Below are 15,650 nucleotides of genomic sequence, written 5' to 3' on the forward strand. Positions count from 1 at the left end.
GAAGGGAGTTTTTATTCATTCCATATTTTCCAGTTTTCTTCTGCTTGCAGCACAAGCATTTGGTAGCCGTTTTGAATAATGGCACCTTTTTCTTTTCCTAATGAAAGAAACTTTGTAAGCGACGGATTATATACCAAATCATAAAGATAGTGCGCCGGAGTAATCAACTGATAAGGAATTAGAGGAGCTTCATCTGTTTTCGGGAAAGTGCCAAGCGGCGTACAGTTAACGATGATGGTGTATTCTTTTAGAATATTTTCATTCAATTCTTCGTAAGAAAAATTATTTTCCGTCTTACTTCGGGAAACAAATTGATAAGCAATATTTAATTTTTGCAGCACAAATTCTACAGCCGCCGCTGCACCTCCCGTTCCTAAAATCAATGCTTTTGTATGTTGCGGTTGCAAGTGCGGAATAAACGATTTTTCAAAACCAACAGCATCGGTATTGTAGCCGAATAATTTCTTGTTTTTGATGCGTACACAGTTGCATGCGCCCATTTTTTGTACAGCGTCCGTGCTTTCCGAAAGATAGGGAACGATATTTTTTTTGTGTGGAATAGTGATGCAAAATCCTTCGAGTTCTTTATCCTGCATTAATTGTTCAACGCCTGAAATGTCGGGCATTTCGTACTTTTCAAACACGGCGTTTTCAATCTTTTCGTCAATAAATTTTTGGGTAAAATATTTTTGAGAAAAAGAGTGGGAGAGCGGATAACCTATGATGCCGTATTTTTTCATTGCTAAAAAAATTAAATATCATGAGGCGTGAATCGTGAGTTGGACGTTCTACTACTCACGCCTCACGTTTTTCAATAGCTTTTTTTATTACCGTCGTTTAAGTACAGATGAAAAGTATCGCTGCGAAGACCGATGCGCATGGTTTCCAAAGGAATGATTTCGGTAGGAGCGATGTTGCCAAGATTGACATTACAGCCAACCAGTTGAATAAAATACAGTTGCTGATTTTTTTGTGGCGCTTCCCAAATGATTTTTTCTTTCGGAATTTTGGTCAAAATTTCGTTTACCAAACCTTGCCGAACTTCGCCGGAATCCCTGTACAGTCCTACATTTCCGGCTTCGCGTGCTTCAGCAATTACATAAGATGCGCCAGCGTTCAGTTCGTCCTGCATCAACTGAATCCACTTGTAAGGCGCCATAATGTTAGTTGCATCCTTGCTCCCCACCTCACTCAAAACGGTTGCGTGTTTTGTAAGTCTTTCAATATAGCCACATTTTTCAGCATGGGGAATAGTAATAGAACCATCGCTTACTTCCATGTATTTTATGCCGTAATCTTCGCAAAGCCGGATATAATCATCCATATTATTTCTTATCAAAAATGCTTCAAACAAAGTGCCGCCGAAGTAAACCGGAATGTTATTGGATTGATATACTTCAATTTTTTCGCGAAGATTTGGCGTTACCATCGAAGTACCAAAACCGAGCTTCACAATGTCCACATAATCTTTTCCAACGCTTACAAAATTTTTAGCTTCTTCAAGGCTCAAGCCTTTGTCCATAACCATTGTTAATCCGTAGTCGCGCGGTGATGCAGTTCTTTCGGGAATTTGCGATAAATAAAAATTCATTGAAATATTTTTTCTTAGTACGGGCAAAAATAAGAAGTATGATGAAATACATTGTATTTCATGCCAATAGAAAAACTTAAAGTTTACTTGTGTACTTTTCTGAAGCGGGCTAACAGGTCCACCACGCGATGGTTTTGCAAAATTGCCGGATTTAATTCCAGCACTTTTTTAAACAAACGGGGAGATTGGTGCAGCGCAGATTCCATATATATCAGTGCGTCTTCAATGTCGCCGGTAGCATACAGGGCAAATGCGTGATAAAAAAGAAAAAGCGGTTTGCTGCCTGTGCTATCATAAGCGTTTAGCGACTGTTCTGCGGCTGTTTCGTATTCTTCAGCATAGTATAAACACCTGATTAAATAAGCCCAGCCTACAACACTTTTAGAGCGGTGTTTAACTACAACGCTGAATGCGTGAATGGCTTCTTTAAAATCTTCAAGATTCATCAGGCATTCGCCTTTTATCAAATCATATTCATACGTGTTTTGACTGAAAGTCATTGCTGTTTCTATGGATTTCAATGCTTGCTGCCATTGCTCTTCATCCATAAAAGTTAAAGCAATTTTGTAATATAATTTGCTTTCCGTAGGACTTAAATGAATGGCTTTACGATAATAATAACGTGCATTTTCGCCGTTGCCCATTTTGTGATAGCAATAGCCGATTGCTTCATAAATAATACTTTCTGGTCTGCCGAGTTCCAAAGATTTTTTTAATACCTCAATAGCGTCTTTGTATTTGCGCAACCTCATAAAAGCATCGCCCATATTGCGATACGCGTAATCAAATTTTTCGTTGATGGCAACTGCATATTTGTATGCGTCAATCGATTTTTCGTACAGTTTCAAACCCTGATACGCTGCACCGAGATTGAACCATGCAAGCTCGTTGTACGGATAGTTTTCTATAATGTTTTGATGAATGCGGATGCTTTCTTCGTTACGCCCCGTAAAATCTGTCCAGAAACAGATTTTGTATAAAGCTTCTTCATTATTAGGTTCTATATCAAGAACTATTTTGAGACAGTCGAATACTTTGTCGAACAATTCATAATCGTCGTACACATCAGCAAGTTCAAACAGCATATCCACACATTCCTCGCCTTCAAATTTTTGCAATGCCTCTTCCAGTTCGCGCGCCGCTTCTTCTTCTTTCCCCAAACCAAGGTAAGCATCTGTTTTCAGAATAGTTGTATTGATGTCTTGATTATCAAAAACGGCTGCTTGTTCCAAAGTGTTCAGCGCTTCTTCAAATTTTCTTTCAACGATAAGATAATCTGCCTTTTTTACAAGCAACGCGGAAGAGTAGGGGTAATATTCCAGTGCAATGTGTGTAGCTTCTGCCGCTTTTTTAACCGATTGGGTCTCGTCGAAGTATTCAATGATTTCCAAAAAAGCATCTTCTTCCAGAAAAACGCCTGAACTTCCCGTGCGAATATCTTCGTATAACCGAAGCCAATGCTCAAACATCTTTTTGTCTTCGCTGTAATTTTCTTCGTGCATAGCCTTGAATTATGGAACTAATATAAACCTGTATTTTTTAACAGCCAACTAATTTATCGACTATCTGAATAAATATATTGCTTAATGATTTGATAACTGTATTAATGCACACCTGTTAATAAAAGTGTTATATTTTTGACAAAGTTTTTTTGATGATGTTTAACAACTTGTGTATCTTTGCGGAAATGATTAAAAGAATTGTAAATATGAAGTCGATTTTAACGCTGGCGTTTTGCGCCTGCTTTGGAATTGCTTTTGCGTCTTTTAACATTGGAAGTAATGAGGCGTTTGATAAAAGAAAAGATAAGGATAAAGACAAAATAAAGCTTGAAAAATACAGCTTAAAAAATATTCGCAGACCGGCTTCTTTTTTCTCATTGTCATCTTTAAGCAACGTAAACAGAGACACTTATAGCAGTCAGCCTTCGTTTTTAAATGGTAGTTTTCAACTAAATCCGGTTTCGGAAGAAAATGTGGACAATAGCAGCGATATATATGTAAACTCAACTATGCGGCTTAAGGCAGGAAATTCCGTAGTAATATATCCATATACCTACAAAGTAAAACCGGCGCCACTTGGAATGTTCAAAACGCCAACTCCCAATAACAGATAAAAAAGCAAATTTTTAAGATTATATTTTCTTATTAAAAAAGAATAGTGTACTTTTGCGCACCTTTCACAGGAAAACGGTAAATGGTCGCTGTTTTCATTTAAAAAGAATTGAAGAACAAAATAAAATAATTGACGAATGAAACAAACATTTCAACCACACAATCGCCGCCGCAAATCTGTTCATGGATTTCGCAAGCGTATGCAAACTGCAAACGGTCGCAAAGTTTTAGCATCGCGCCGTGCAAAAGGTCGTAAAAAACTGACCGTTTCCGATGAAAGGAAATTAAAATAATCTGTTTTAATTTTACAAGATAATTAAAAGCACCGTAAACTTAATTTTATGGTGCTTTTTGTTTTAGAGACGATGATGAGATGGAAAAAATTAACGGATTAAGCATAACAGAAAAACTTAAAAGCCGCAAGGAAATTGATGCGTTGTTCGCGCAGCGAAACACTTTTTTTGCTGCGCCTGTGCGTGTGTTTTATTCCATAGAAAACAATTTGGAAAGCGAGGTCAAAGCCGGATTCGGATGTAGCAAAAAATATTTTAAGCATGCAGTAAAACGCAACCGCACAAAGCGGTTGATGCGGGAAGCATACAGAACACAAAAGCATGCGTTGCATACATTAGCTCTGCAGCGCCATATAGTGATTCATTTGTTTTTCCTGTTTAGTAGCAATGAATTAATAACTTATAAAGAAATGCAATCCGCAATTTTCACTATCTTGCGAAAACTTGAACAAGTAATAACAAAACATCCGGAACAGAACAGTTATTAAAATCCCTGAGATTTTACAATATCAAAAAGCTTTTAAAAATATTAAGTTATCCTTTTATAGGCGCGATAAAAATTTATCAGTTGGTTATTTCGCCTACATTGCCGAAGAATTGTCGGTTCACGCCTACTTGTTCGCAATACGGTATTGAAGCTTTTAAGAAATATGGTGTATTCAAAGGTTTTTGGCTTACGGTAAAGCGTGTTTCACGCTGCCGTCCCGGCGGCGGAAGTGGTTATGACCCTGTTCCGTAAAATTTATTTTAAACAAATAGAGCAAACAACGAACTCACGATGAAAATAGGAATCGTTTGTTATCCCACATTCGGCGGAAGCGGCGTATTGGCAACAGAATTGGGAAAAGCATTAGCTACAAAAGGGCACGAAGTGCATTTTATTACATATCGGCAACCCGTTCGATTAAACGAATTTAGCGCCAATATTTTTTACCACGAAGTGCGGGTGCCGCAGTATCCTTTGTTTGAATATCCTCCTTATGAACTGGCGCTGGCAAGTACTCTGGTAGATGTGATTATGCGTTACGACCTGGATTTGTTACATGTACATTATGCCATTCCGCATGCGTCGGCGGCATATATGGCAAAGCAAATTGTGAAAGAAAAAACAGGACGAAATATTCCGTTTATAACCACGCTACATGGCACAGATATTACACTGGTCGGAAAGGACAAAACGTACGAACCGGTAGTTACGTTTTCTATTAATGAAAGTGATGTAATTACTTCCGTTTCTGCAAATCTTAAAGAAGAAACTTATAAGCATTTCCATATTAAAAAAGATGTAGAAGTCATTTACAATTTTGTAGATATAAAACGATTTGATAAAAAACCCATCGATGCATTCAAGCAAGCCGTAGCGCCGAAAGGCGAAAAAATAATTGTTCACGCATCCAACTTCCGGAAAGTAAAACGAGTATGTGATGTTGCAAAAATATTTGCAGAAATTCATAAGGAAGTAGATTGTAAATTGTTGATGGTTGGCGACGGACCAGAAAGACCAAATTGTGAAGAGTTGATAAAAAATTTGGGAGTAGAGCAGGATGTCCGTTTCTTCGGTAAGCAGGAGCAAGTGGAAGAAGTATTGGCTATTTCCGATTTGTTCTTATTGCCATCCGAGTATGAAAGTTTCGGTTTAGCTGCACTTGAGGCGATGGCTGCGCACGTTCCTGTGTTGAGCAGTAATGCCGGCGGTTTACCCGAAGTAAATGTGGACGGAGAAACAGGATTTCTGTTCGACGTTGGCGATGTGAAAACAGCTTCTCAAAAAGGAATTGAATTACTGGAAAACGAAGAGCTGTTGCAACAGTTCAAAAAGCAAGCATACACACATGCGCTTAAATTCGACATTGGTAATATTGTTCCATTGTACGAACAGATCTATGGCAGATTTTGTAGAATGGATTGTGGAAAATAAAGCTTTATCTCCATCCGCCGCCAAGACTTACATATAGTTGAACCACAGCTTGTAATTGTTGCACTTTATCGCTGATGCCGTTTAATTGAGCAGTCAGCAGATTTTGTTCAGAGGTAAGCACGTCCGTATAGTTATAGGTTTTATAGCTGTTCTTCATCAATTCTCTTGTATAATCGACCGATTTTAAAAGGTTGTCAATTTCATTGGTTCTGACAGCTATTTTTTCCTGCGCAGCACGGTAACGGTATAATGCATTGGATACTTCTTGTCCCGCGGTAAGCCAGGTTTTTTTATAATCTGCCAGATATTCTTCCTGTCGCGCTTTTGCTGCTGCAAGCCTTTGTTTGTTCAAACCATTGTTGAATATGGGTTGTGTAAGTCCGCCAATAATGTTTGCGAAGAAAGAACCTGGTTTGAAAAAATTTGACATACTATTGTTGTACAATCCGGTTTCCGCAGTAATGGTAAGCGACGGGTAAAAATAAGTGCGTGCTACGTTTGTTAATTCAAAGGCATTCCGCAACTGAAATTCAGCTTCCTGTATATCCGGACGGTTTGCTAAAAGCTGGGAAGGAACACCTGTCGGAAGATTGGTAATAACCGATTCCCGTGATAAACTGTCTCTTTGAATTGTGCCGGGCGTTCTGCCGATTAAAACGCAAATTTCATTTTCGGTTTCGCGAATGTTTTGTTTAATGTCCGGAATAATAACTTCGGCTGAATACCGGTTTGCTTCGCTCTGTGCAACATCTGCGCCGGTAGCTGCATCTCCGTCTTTCAAAGCCTGCACGGTAGCTGCGTCTTCTTTTCGGTTTTCGACTGTTCTTAATGTTGTGGAAAGCTGTGCATCATAAGCAAGCAATGAATAATAGTCCATAGCGATTTGAGAAATCAATTGCGTTTGTACATATCTTTTATATGCTTCGCTTTGAAGTAATGATGCCAATGCTGCCCGTTTTGCACTTTTTAATTTTCCCCAAATATCTGCTTCCCACGCCGAGTTTACACTAAGCTGATAAATATGATTGGCTGCGTTTTGCACATCCGGCGGGTTCTGAAATTCTGCACTTGCTCCTGCACCCAGCGAAGGCAAAAAAGCATCCTTGCTTTGCCTGAAATTAGCTTCCGCTTCTTTGATACGAGCCTCGGCAACCTTTAAGTCGTAATTGTTTTGAATACCTTCTGCAATCAGGGATTGCAATTTAGGACTGAATAATTCTTTCCATGAAAGATTCGCAATATTTGCAGTATCACTGTTATAAGCATTCCGGTACAATGAATCGTTGGCAACGTCTTTCGGATACTGATACGCTTGTGTTATTTTGCAGGATTGGAGCAATGCCGCAAAGAAGATTATTAAAACGGATGAGATTATTATCTTAAACTTATTCATCGTTATAGTTCGATATATCATTAAACAAATTGAAATTATGCCTTTTTCGGTTTGGCAATCAGCTCGCCGTTTTCATCGTATTTATTCTTCTTGATTTTTTCCTGTAAACCCTGGAATAAAATGTATAATGCAGGAATTACAAACACGCCCAGGCAAGTGCCGAACAACATTCCGCCGATAGCGCCCATACCAATTGCCTTATTGCCGTTTGCACCTACACCCGACGAAAATACCAAAGGCAGCAACCCGCAGATGAATGCCATGGAAGTCATTAAAATTGGTCTTAGTCGCGCTTTAGCACCTTCCATTGCCGATTCAAAAATGCTCATTCCTTTCCGCCTTCTTTCTAAAGAAAATTCTACCATTAAAATCGCATTCTTTGCCAGCAATCCGATGAGCATTACAAGAGAAATCTGCACATAAATATTAAAATCCAGATTTGCCAGTTTTGTGAAAACAAATACGCCGGCTAAACCTACCGGAATGGATAACAATACGGCAAAAGGCACCAGGTAACTTTCATATAATGCACTTAATAACAAGTAAACAAAAGTCAGGCTTAATATGAAAATATAAACAGTTTGTGAACCTGCGTTTTGCTCTTCCCGGCTGATGCCTGAATATTCGTAACTGTATCCGGCAGGCAAAGTTTTAGCCGCAACTTCATCAATTGCCTGCATAGCTTCTCCTGTGCTGTAACCCTGATTGGGCGCGCCGCTTACAGACATCGTGTTGTACATATTGAAACGTGCCAGTTGGTCGGGTCCCTGAATTCTGTCCAGTGTAATAAACTCTGAAACCGGCGACATAGTACCGCTGCCTGTTTTTATCTGAATATTATTCAGTTGCTGAATAGTTGCCGTGTAATTAGTGTCTGCCTGTACAATTACCTGATATTGCTGACCAAATTCGTTGAAATTATTTACATACAAACCGCCATAGAATACCTGCATACTTTTTAGAAGGTCGTTTACGGCAATACCTGCATCTTTACATTTTGCAACATTCACGTTCAGTTCGTACTGTGGAAAATGCGGATTGAATGGCGATGCTGCGTATTGAATTTCCGGACGTGCATTTAAGGAATCCAAAAAACGCGAACCTACTTTGTAGAAATCTTCATAACTGTGTGCAGCTCTGTCCTGAATCTGGAAGCTGAAGCCGGCATTTGTACCGAATCCTTTAATGGTAGGTTGCTGCATAAAATTAATTTTTGCACCACGAATGCCGGAAGTCTTCTTTATAAGTCTTTGTATTATATCATCGACCGTAATGCCTGGACGCTCATCCCATGGCGTAAGACGGATAGTGATTTGACCATAAGCGCTGCCGTTGCCCGAAATATGATTTCTTCCCAACGTCTGCATAGAATATTGTACCTGTGGCACGGTGTGCACAATACTGTCTATTTTTTGGTTCATGGCAGTTACTCTCTCCATTGTTGAAGAAGGCGGGAGTGTAATATCCACGTATATCGTTCCCATATCTTCACTCGGGACAAAACTTGATGGTGTGGATTTCATTAAAAAATAGAGTAATGCGCTGAAAGCCGCTACAATCAATAAGCACAGCCACCAAAACTTAGCAATGGCTTTTGCTGCGCTCACATATTTATCCGTAAGCTTGTCATAGCCTTTATTGAATGCGACGGAAAAGCGGTGCATTACCGTTCCTTTCTTTTCCTCGTTGGTATGAATCGGCGGCTTTAATACCAATGCTGCCAACGCAGGGCTGAGTGTTAAGGCATTAACGGCAGAAATGGCTATTGCGATTGCCATGGTAACGCCGAACTGCCTGTAAAATACACCTGCCGAACCTGATAAAAATGTTACCGGCAAAAACACCGACGACATTACTAAAGTAATTGATACAATTGCCGGAGCGATTTCTTTAATGGCGTCAATGGCGGCTTTGCGCGGAGATGTGTAGCCATTTTCGAGTTTCGCATGCACGGCTTCCACCACTACAATCGCATCGTCCACTACAATGCCGATTGCCAGTACTAATGCAAATAAAGTGAGCAGATTGATGCTGTACCCGAACAAATACAAAAAGAAAAAAGTGCCTATAATAGCGACAGGAACGGATATGCCGTGAACGATGGTTGAACGCAAATCCTGCAGGAAAAATAAGATTACTAAAAATACCAGCAGAAAACATTCGACTAATGTGTGAAGCACTTTGTCAATAGAGGCATTCAGGAACATATTGATGTCCACCAAAGGCACATATTTAATTCCGTCAGGAAAAGATTTTGCGGCATCGGACATTACCTTCTCGCAGTTGATAATTACATCGTGTGCGTTAGAACCGGGCGTTTGATTAATGGCAATGGCTACGGCCTGCTTTCCATTAATTACGGATGAGCCGGTATAGCTTTGCGCACCCAGTTCGACTCTTGCTATATCTTTCAGCCTTAAATATTGCCCGTTACCTGTTGCCTTGATAATGATATTGCCAAACTGTTCCGGCGAAACGAGTGTTCCAGGGTAAACGATTACATAGTTGAAAGACTGGTTGTCATTCAATCCAAAAGTTCCGGGTGCTGCCTGAACATTTTGTTCGTTCAGTGCATTGGTAACATCGGAGGTTGATACACCGTAGGTTGCCATTACATCGGGTTTCAGCCATATACGCATGGCGTAAGTCATTTGCGAACCGAATACATTTGCCGCACCTACGCCCATTACGCGGGAAAGTTGTGGCGTAATATTGATGTACGCATAGTTTTGCAGAAAGGTTTGGTCGTAAGCCGGTTTATCGCTGTACAATGCTAAGATTAGCAGATTACTCGATTGTTGCTTGCGCACCGTAACACCGCTTTGCACTACTACTGCGGGCAATTTACTCATTACGGCAGAAATACGGTTGGATACATCCACAGCCGCCTGGTCCGGATCGCGACCCACATCAAAGTACACACTGATATTTGCTTGCCCGGTATTGGTTGCAGTAGAAGTCATATACGTCATATCTTCCACGCCATTGATTTGTTGTTCAAGCGGAATGATAACCGTATTCATTACGGTTTGTGCATTGGCGCCGCCATAAGAAGCGCTTACCTGAACCGTGGGCGGTGCAATATCCGGGTATTGTTCAATGGGTAATTTTACCAATCCCAAAACTCCCAGCAGTACAATTAAAACAGAAATTACCGTACTTAATACAGGTCGTTCAATGAATTTTTTTAGCATAAATAAATTTTGAATTAAGTATTAGTAATTATGGATTGTTCACTTGCAATGCTTGATGATGAAAATGCTGAATTATTAATTACTAATTTTTAATTATTAATTACCGATTGGAGTTGGTGGTATCAACAGAACTATATAAACTGTCCACATTTAATGGAAGAGGCTTTACTTCAAAGCCATCCTTCAGGTTAGTTGCGCCAAGCACAATTTTGTCGCCCACTTTCAGACCTTCTGTAACGATATAAAACTGTCCGTCCATTGTAGGACTTACACCGATAGTTTTAGTTACTACTTTACTGCTGTCGTTTAAAACATACGTTACTATTTTATCCTGTATCTGAAAGGTGGCGCTTTGTGGAATAATTAATGCAGAGTCAAAATATCTTGGCACACGCACTGTGGCGCTTGCACCGCTCGGAATCAATCCTTCGGGGTTTGGAAAAGTTGCTTTGAAATTTGCCGTTCCGGTAGATGTGCTTATCAATCCGCTGGCAGGTTCTAATTTTCCTTTGTGCTGATATTCCGAACCATTTGCCAAAATCAAACTTACCGGCGGAATGTGTTGCAGCTTGTCAGAAATGGTTTTGCCGGGCATGAGTTTATAGAAATCCAATAATTGTTTTTCCGTCATGGTATAATAAGCAAATACATTCCCCGCGCTGGACAAAGTGGTTAGCGGACTTGCGGTAGTGCTGCTGACCAATGCGCCTATTTTGTAAGGTATTAAACCGATAACGCCGTCGTGCGGACTGCGAATTTGTGTATAGCCGATATTTGTTTCGGCATTGGCAAGCGATGCGCGCGCTTGTGCCAGCGAAGCTTGTTGTGATTGCAAAGTATATTGTGCTGCATCAAGTTCGTATTTGCTTACAATATCTTTTTCAACTAATGGTTTTACTTTCTCAACATTCATGCGGGCGGCAGCTACATTGGCTTCTGCGCTTTTAATGGCGGCTTCCGCCGTAATTTTATCCTGTTCAAATTGCGGATTGCTGATTTGAAAAAGCAACTCTCCCTGATGCACGGTTGCGCCTTCCGGTATCAAAATATTTTCCAGATAACCATCCACTTTCGGTCTTATTTCAACTACCTGCTCGCCCTGAACAGTGGCAGGATAATCGGTATAAGTTGTAGCATTGCGCGGCGTAAGCGTAAGCACGGGATAATCGGTTGGCGTTACCGATTTTTTCCTTTGTTTGAGATTGCTGCTGCACGACACAAGCATACAAATGATAAACGAAACAGGAATCAGTTTTTTCATACTTTAAATTGATAAAGCGATTACAGTTTAATAAATTTTTGAGATGAGAAACAGTTTTGTAAAATTAACGGTCGCTAAGATAATAAACTAAAAATCCTTGTGCAAACATTGATGCACAAGGATAGTTAATAAATTGAAAAATAATGTTAGAAAATCTATTGATTCGCGTCTGTCATAGCTTCTTTATATGTTTGTAGAACTTGCATCATTGCATTATTGTTATAGGCACTCAAAGAATCTGTTACATGCTGTATTCTTTCTTGTTGCTTTTTCCATTCCGGGCTATTGAAATAGTCCTGCAGTTTTTTTGATTGTTCTTCAATGGCTTTTTGTTGTAGTCTCCACTGTTTGCTTTGAAAATATTTACTCATGTTTTGTGTTTTGTTTTGAATATCTTGCTGTCGTTTTTTCCATTCGGGACTATTGAAATAGTCTTGTAGTTTTTTTGATTGAGCTTCTATGGCAGTTTGTTTCTCTTTCCAATCTTTGCTGTTCATGGTTTTCTGTATTGTTGCAAGTTGTTTATTGATTTCTGTTTGTTGTTGTTTCCATTCTTTACTGTTGAGTGCGTTCAGGTTTTTAGCAAGGTGGGCTTGTAAGTTTTTTTGATAATTTTTCCACTTGTCGCTATTGTAAAAGTTTTGGATTTTAGCGGCTTGGGCTTTTAATTCGTTCTGATATTTTTTCCACGCGTCATTATTGTAGAACTCACTGATTTTGGCGATATTTGCTCTTAGGCTATCTTGATAATTTTCCCATTCTTTACTCTTGTAAAATTCTCTGATTTTGGCGGTGTTCTCCTGCAAATCATGTTGATATTTTTTCCATTCTGCACTATGGAAATATCTGTTGGCTTTAGCGCTATCGAAATGAGGAACAGAATCCATTAAGTTTTTAGGAGGTACCGGTAATTGAACATTTGGCGTGGATGGTGGAGCTATTTTGCTTATACTGATATTACGGGGCATTGCCGGCGGTGCAGGCGAAGCAATTATGGGAGTGGGCGGCGTGGAAATTATTGCTGTGTCGATGTTGAATAAATGTGGCGATGTTCCTTTGATTTTTTTTGTCAACAACATTTTTTTGTTATCGTGTATTTCTTTCGGCGAAAGCCATGCAATGGAAAAGATACCTAACGCTACAATTAGGACGCTCAGCGTTTTTTGTTTCGCGCTGATGATGTGATTTTTTTTCATGGTAAAATTTTTTATCCGGTTTAAAAGTTGATATTGTTTATCGCCCGCAGCCAGCGTCAGTACGGGCTTTTCGGCTTGTTCCAGCGAAAGCAATGCTTGCGCATAAGTTCTCGGTTCGGCAAATTCAATCACAATTTCATCGCAGCATTTTTCTCTTTCTTCACGAATGATTTTTGAAATCAACCAAACAAACGGATTGAAAAATAAAATCGTTTCAATCACAGATTGCAGCAGATTGAGCAGGTAATCGTTTCGGCGAATGTGTGCGAGTTCGTGCAGTAAAATCGCTTCCGTTTCTTCAACAGATAAATTATTGAGAAATGCAACAGGTAACAGAATCATCGGTTTCAGCGCTCCAAGCATCACGGGAGCATCCGCATATTTTGATAGAAAAAATCTGAATGACGATGAAATATTTAGTTGCGCAGCAAGGTGTCGTATTTTTTCTTCCAACAAGTGGTTTACTTCAATTAATCCTTTTGTTTTCAGAAAAATTACTTGTCGGTAATTATTAATGAACCTCAATCCGAGAATAAGAACGCCGATTAAATAAAACAACACGATAAAAGGCATTCCCTGTTCAAAATAAAACATTTTCGTGTGCGGAAGATGATGCTGAAATGAAGCCGTAATCATAGTTTCAGATAAATCAGTATTGCTGAAATTTGTCAGGGCTAAAGCCTTTTCCTGCATTTTCAATTGTTGCAGGAAAGTAAATACAACGCAAACTATCATCATGCTCAGCGATGCATACGCGATAAGATATTTTGTTTTTGCAGCAGCGTTTTTTACGACTGATAAAATTAACCGTGCTAAAACATAAAAAGCAAGCGCCTGCCATAAGCTATGCAGCAAGCTCCAGCCTAAAGCCTTGAAAACAGGAGAGGAGAGCGTGTTGATGATATTCATATTTCCCTGTTTTTTGTTATCGGTTATTTTTTATGTTATGCAGCGTGAATCGTCTGTCGTGAGAACTTGTACTCACAACTTGTGTCTCACGGCTCATGAATTTTTTTCCAATTCTTTTAAATATTTTTTTATCTCATCAAGTTCTTCTTTTGACGGACGATGATTGCCGAGCGCGTGCATTACCAACTGAGCCGGGGAACCTTTGAACATGGTTTTGATAATCTTGGTTACGGCTTGCTGTTGCCCTGCTTTTAAAGAGATGGCGGGCTTGTAGATATGAACTCTCGCTTTGTCGTCGCGCGTAAGCAGGTTTTTCTCATGCATGATTTGCATCAGTTTCAAAGTAGTGGTGTAGCCTGTGTCTTTGATTTTGTTCAAAGCTTCATGTACTTCGCGAACGCTTGCCGGACCAAGCTCCCAGAGAATTTGCAATATTTCAGATTCGCTTTCGGTAAGTTTGATTTGCTTTGCCATTTGATGAATGATTTTTGAAGTACGAAATATTTCGTAGTTCAAATGTACGAAAGTTTTCGTACTTTAATCGTGTAAAGCACATTTTTTTAAATGTTTAACAAATGGTTTTTTTACAAACCTATTTTCAACCTTACGCCTGCATTGGATAAGTGTACATTTTGTTTGGAGAAATTGTTGGTCGCAGGAATGCTGATAAACGGCTCTATCGAAAACTTTGTGCCTTTGCTAAGCTGCTGTTTAAAGCCGAGTGAGAAATTTAAAAAACCTGCAAAGTTTTGATTTCCTTGCGATTGTTCAAGTGCACTTGTTGCAACTTTCGGCGGCGCTATTACATTTTGCGTTGCAAACAGATTCCCGTTTTTTGAAGTGAATGCGTCTGTCGCTATACTGTTGGCAATATAAGTCGTATGTTGTTTATTGGACAAAACTGCCATTGCCGAGGCTCCTGCGCTTACATACCATTTTTGGTTTAGATTGTAACGAAATTCGAGTGGCACGCTCAAGCCTGTAACATTCGTTTCCACGGACGGAGCAGAACTGCTGGCAATGCCTACCGAATTTGAATTGCTGTTAACTGCCGTAAGCTGTGAATAAGACAGCCCCGAATTAATGGATAACCTTTGAGAAAGTTTATAACCAACTGCAACGCCGTAGCCCATGTTCAGCTTGTTGCTGTTGCTTACGGACGGAGCAACTACAACATCCATTAACCAACGGTTGGCAAGAGCAATAGATTTTCTTTTACTTTTAAAAGGAAAATCGGTGGACATATAATTAAGTTTTCCGCTGTCGCTGTTTTGCTCCTGTTCATTATTATTTGCCAATTGCTGAGTTGTATTTGTATCAGCGTGTTGCGGTAAAATATTTTTGATAACGGATGATGTATCTTTTATAATTTGTTGTTGGGTTGAAGAATAATTGTTCGGATGACTGATAACGATATTTTGAGTAGAAGATAGAGATGATGCAGACGATGATGCAACGCTTTTGTTTTGTGAAAAAGCGTTATGCGTGTTTTGTGCGGAATCTGTTTTTGCCGCAACTTGCGGAATTTGATTGTCGCTATTTTTATTCGTAACCAAAGCTTGCTGCGCAATATTATTTTTTAGTGTATTCAAATAATAGAATGCGCCGGTGCCAAGCAATAGCAATATGCTTGCAGCCGCAGCCCAAAACAAAGGACGCTTCTTTTTGCTTTTTTCGTATTGAACAAACTGTTCCCATGCTCCGGGCGCATAATCTTCTTCGTGCGCCTGAAGCCGGTCTTTTATTTGTTCAATTAAATCTTTTTTGTTCATCATCCGTCT

Annotated in this window: 14 protein-coding genes; 5 read left to right on the top strand and 9 right to left on the bottom strand. The window is 39.6% G+C overall.

The features are described from left to right. Positions 1-11 precede the first annotated feature (11 nt). The 3 genes from A9P82_RS00085 to A9P82_RS00095 form a co-directional block, all read right to left on the bottom strand. Positions 12-740, bottom strand: a complete 729-nt coding sequence (locus A9P82_RS00085; RefSeq protein WP_066202663.1) for a shikimate dehydrogenase family protein — start codon at positions 738-740, stop codon at positions 12-14. A 71-nt stretch (positions 741-811) separates the two neighbouring features. Then, positions 812-1,591, bottom strand: a complete 780-nt coding sequence (locus tag A9P82_RS00090) for a phosphosulfolactate synthase (protein WP_066202666.1) — start codon at positions 1,589-1,591, stop codon at positions 812-814. A gap of 83 nt (positions 1,592-1,674) precedes the next feature. After that, positions 1,675-3,093 carry a tetratricopeptide repeat protein gene (locus A9P82_RS00095; RefSeq protein WP_066202669.1) on the bottom strand — a complete coding sequence of 473 codons (1,419 nt, stop codon included), beginning with the start codon at positions 3,091-3,093 and terminating at the stop codon, positions 1,675-1,677. 206 nt (positions 3,094-3,299) lie between these two features. Between A9P82_RS00095 and A9P82_RS00100 the strand changes: the two genes are divergently transcribed. The 5 genes from A9P82_RS00100 to bshA all read left to right on the top strand — a co-directional run bounded on the left by A9P82_RS00100 (position 3,300) and on the right by bshA (position 5,916). Further along, positions 3,300-3,707: a hypothetical protein gene (locus tag A9P82_RS00100; protein ID WP_156522566.1), complete on the top strand. Its 408-nt coding sequence runs from the start codon at positions 3,300-3,302 to the stop codon at positions 3,705-3,707. A gap of 135 nt (positions 3,708-3,842) precedes the next feature. Then, entirely contained in the window at positions 3,843-3,998 is a 156-nt protein-coding gene (gene rpmH / locus A9P82_RS15220; RefSeq protein ID WP_082915132.1) for a 50S ribosomal protein L34, read from the top strand. A gap of 80 nt (positions 3,999-4,078) precedes the next feature. Next, positions 4,079-4,486 carry a ribonuclease P protein component gene (rnpA, locus tag A9P82_RS15810; protein ID WP_066202675.1) on the top strand — a complete coding sequence of 136 codons (408 nt, stop codon included), beginning with the start codon at positions 4,079-4,081 and terminating at the stop codon, positions 4,484-4,486. A 65-nt stretch (positions 4,487-4,551) separates the two neighbouring features. Continuing rightward, positions 4,552-4,737, top strand: coding sequence for a membrane protein insertion efficiency factor YidD (gene yidD, locus A9P82_RS00110; protein ID WP_255364083.1), 186 nt, complete (start codon positions 4,552-4,554; stop codon positions 4,735-4,737). A gap of 39 nt (positions 4,738-4,776) precedes the next feature. Beyond that, complete coding sequence (bshA, locus tag A9P82_RS00115; protein WP_066202682.1) at positions 4,777-5,916, top strand: N-acetyl-alpha-D-glucosaminyl L-malate synthase BshA; 1,140 nt, start codon at positions 4,777-4,779, stop codon at positions 5,914-5,916. A 4-nt stretch (positions 5,917-5,920) separates the two neighbouring features. Here bshA and A9P82_RS00120 read toward each other — a convergent pair whose 3' ends face one another. From A9P82_RS00120 to A9P82_RS00145, 6 genes are all read right to left on the bottom strand, one after another. Beyond that, positions 5,921-7,309: a TolC family protein gene (locus A9P82_RS00120; RefSeq protein WP_066202684.1), complete on the bottom strand. Its 1,389-nt coding sequence runs from the start codon at positions 7,307-7,309 to the stop codon at positions 5,921-5,923. Between the two features lie 35 nt (positions 7,310-7,344). Then, complete coding sequence (locus A9P82_RS00125) at positions 7,345-10,503, bottom strand: efflux RND transporter permease subunit (RefSeq protein ID WP_066202686.1); 3,159 nt, start codon at positions 10,501-10,503, stop codon at positions 7,345-7,347. 100 nt (positions 10,504-10,603) lie between these two features. Then, on the bottom strand, positions 10,604-11,764 hold the full coding sequence (locus A9P82_RS00130) for an efflux RND transporter periplasmic adaptor subunit (RefSeq protein WP_066202688.1): 1,161 nt from the start codon (positions 11,762-11,764) through the stop codon (positions 10,604-10,606). 155 nt (positions 11,765-11,919) lie between these two features. Continuing rightward, on the bottom strand, positions 11,920-13,869 hold the full coding sequence (locus A9P82_RS00135) for a M56 family metallopeptidase (RefSeq protein ID WP_082915134.1): 1,950 nt from the start codon (positions 13,867-13,869) through the stop codon (positions 11,920-11,922). Between the two features lie 93 nt (positions 13,870-13,962). After that, a complete protein-coding gene (locus A9P82_RS00140; RefSeq protein ID WP_066202694.1) occupies positions 13,963-14,343 on the bottom strand; it encodes a BlaI/MecI/CopY family transcriptional regulator in 381 nt (126 codons plus the stop codon). 110 nt (positions 14,344-14,453) lie between these two features. Further along, the gene (locus tag A9P82_RS00145) at positions 14,454-15,644 is read right to left on the bottom strand and encodes an outer membrane beta-barrel protein (RefSeq protein WP_156522567.1); all 1,191 of its coding nucleotides are present in this window, start codon (positions 15,642-15,644) and stop codon (positions 14,454-14,456) included. Between the last annotated feature and the right edge of the window lie 6 nt (positions 15,645-15,650).

The sequence above is a fragment of the Arachidicoccus sp. BS20 genome, from assembly GCF_001659705.1.
GTDB lineage: Bacteria > Bacteroidota > Bacteroidia > Chitinophagales > Chitinophagaceae > Arachidicoccus.

Coding starts and splice junctions, on each gene's coding strand:
- A9P82_RS00135 (WP_082915134.1), bottom strand. CDS start 13,869: ATGAATATCATCAACACGCTCTCCTCTCCTGTTTTCAAGGCTTTAGGC.
- rpmH (WP_082915132.1), top strand. CDS start 3,843: ATGAAACAAACATTTCAACCACACAATCGCCGCCGCAAATCTGTTCAT.
- A9P82_RS00085 (WP_066202663.1), bottom strand. CDS start 740: ATGAAAAAATACGGCATCATAGGTTATCCGCTCTCCCACTCTTTTTCT.
- rnpA (WP_066202675.1), top strand. CDS start 4,079: ATGGAAAAAATTAACGGATTAAGCATAACAGAAAAACTTAAAAGCCGC.
- A9P82_RS00100 (WP_156522566.1), top strand. CDS start 3,300: ATGAAGTCGATTTTAACGCTGGCGTTTTGCGCCTGCTTTGGAATTGCT.
- A9P82_RS00090 (WP_066202666.1), bottom strand. CDS start 1,591: ATGAATTTTTATTTATCGCAAATTCCCGAAAGAACTGCATCACCGCGC.
- A9P82_RS00145 (WP_156522567.1), bottom strand. CDS start 15,644: ATGATGAACAAAAAAGATTTAATTGAACAAATAAAAGACCGGCTTCAG.
- A9P82_RS00095 (WP_066202669.1), bottom strand. CDS start 3,093: ATGCACGAAGAAAATTACAGCGAAGACAAAAAGATGTTTGAGCATTGG.
- bshA (WP_066202682.1), top strand. CDS start 4,777: ATGAAAATAGGAATCGTTTGTTATCCCACATTCGGCGGAAGCGGCGTA.
- A9P82_RS00125 (WP_066202686.1), bottom strand. CDS start 10,503: ATGCTAAAAAAATTCATTGAACGACCTGTATTAAGTACGGTAATTTCT.
- A9P82_RS00130 (WP_066202688.1), bottom strand. CDS start 11,764: ATGAAAAAACTGATTCCTGTTTCGTTTATCATTTGTATGCTTGTGTCG.
- A9P82_RS00140 (WP_066202694.1), bottom strand. CDS start 14,343: ATGGCAAAGCAAATCAAACTTACCGAAAGCGAATCTGAAATATTGCAA.
- A9P82_RS00120 (WP_066202684.1), bottom strand. CDS start 7,309: ATGAATAAGTTTAAGATAATAATCTCATCCGTTTTAATAATCTTCTTT.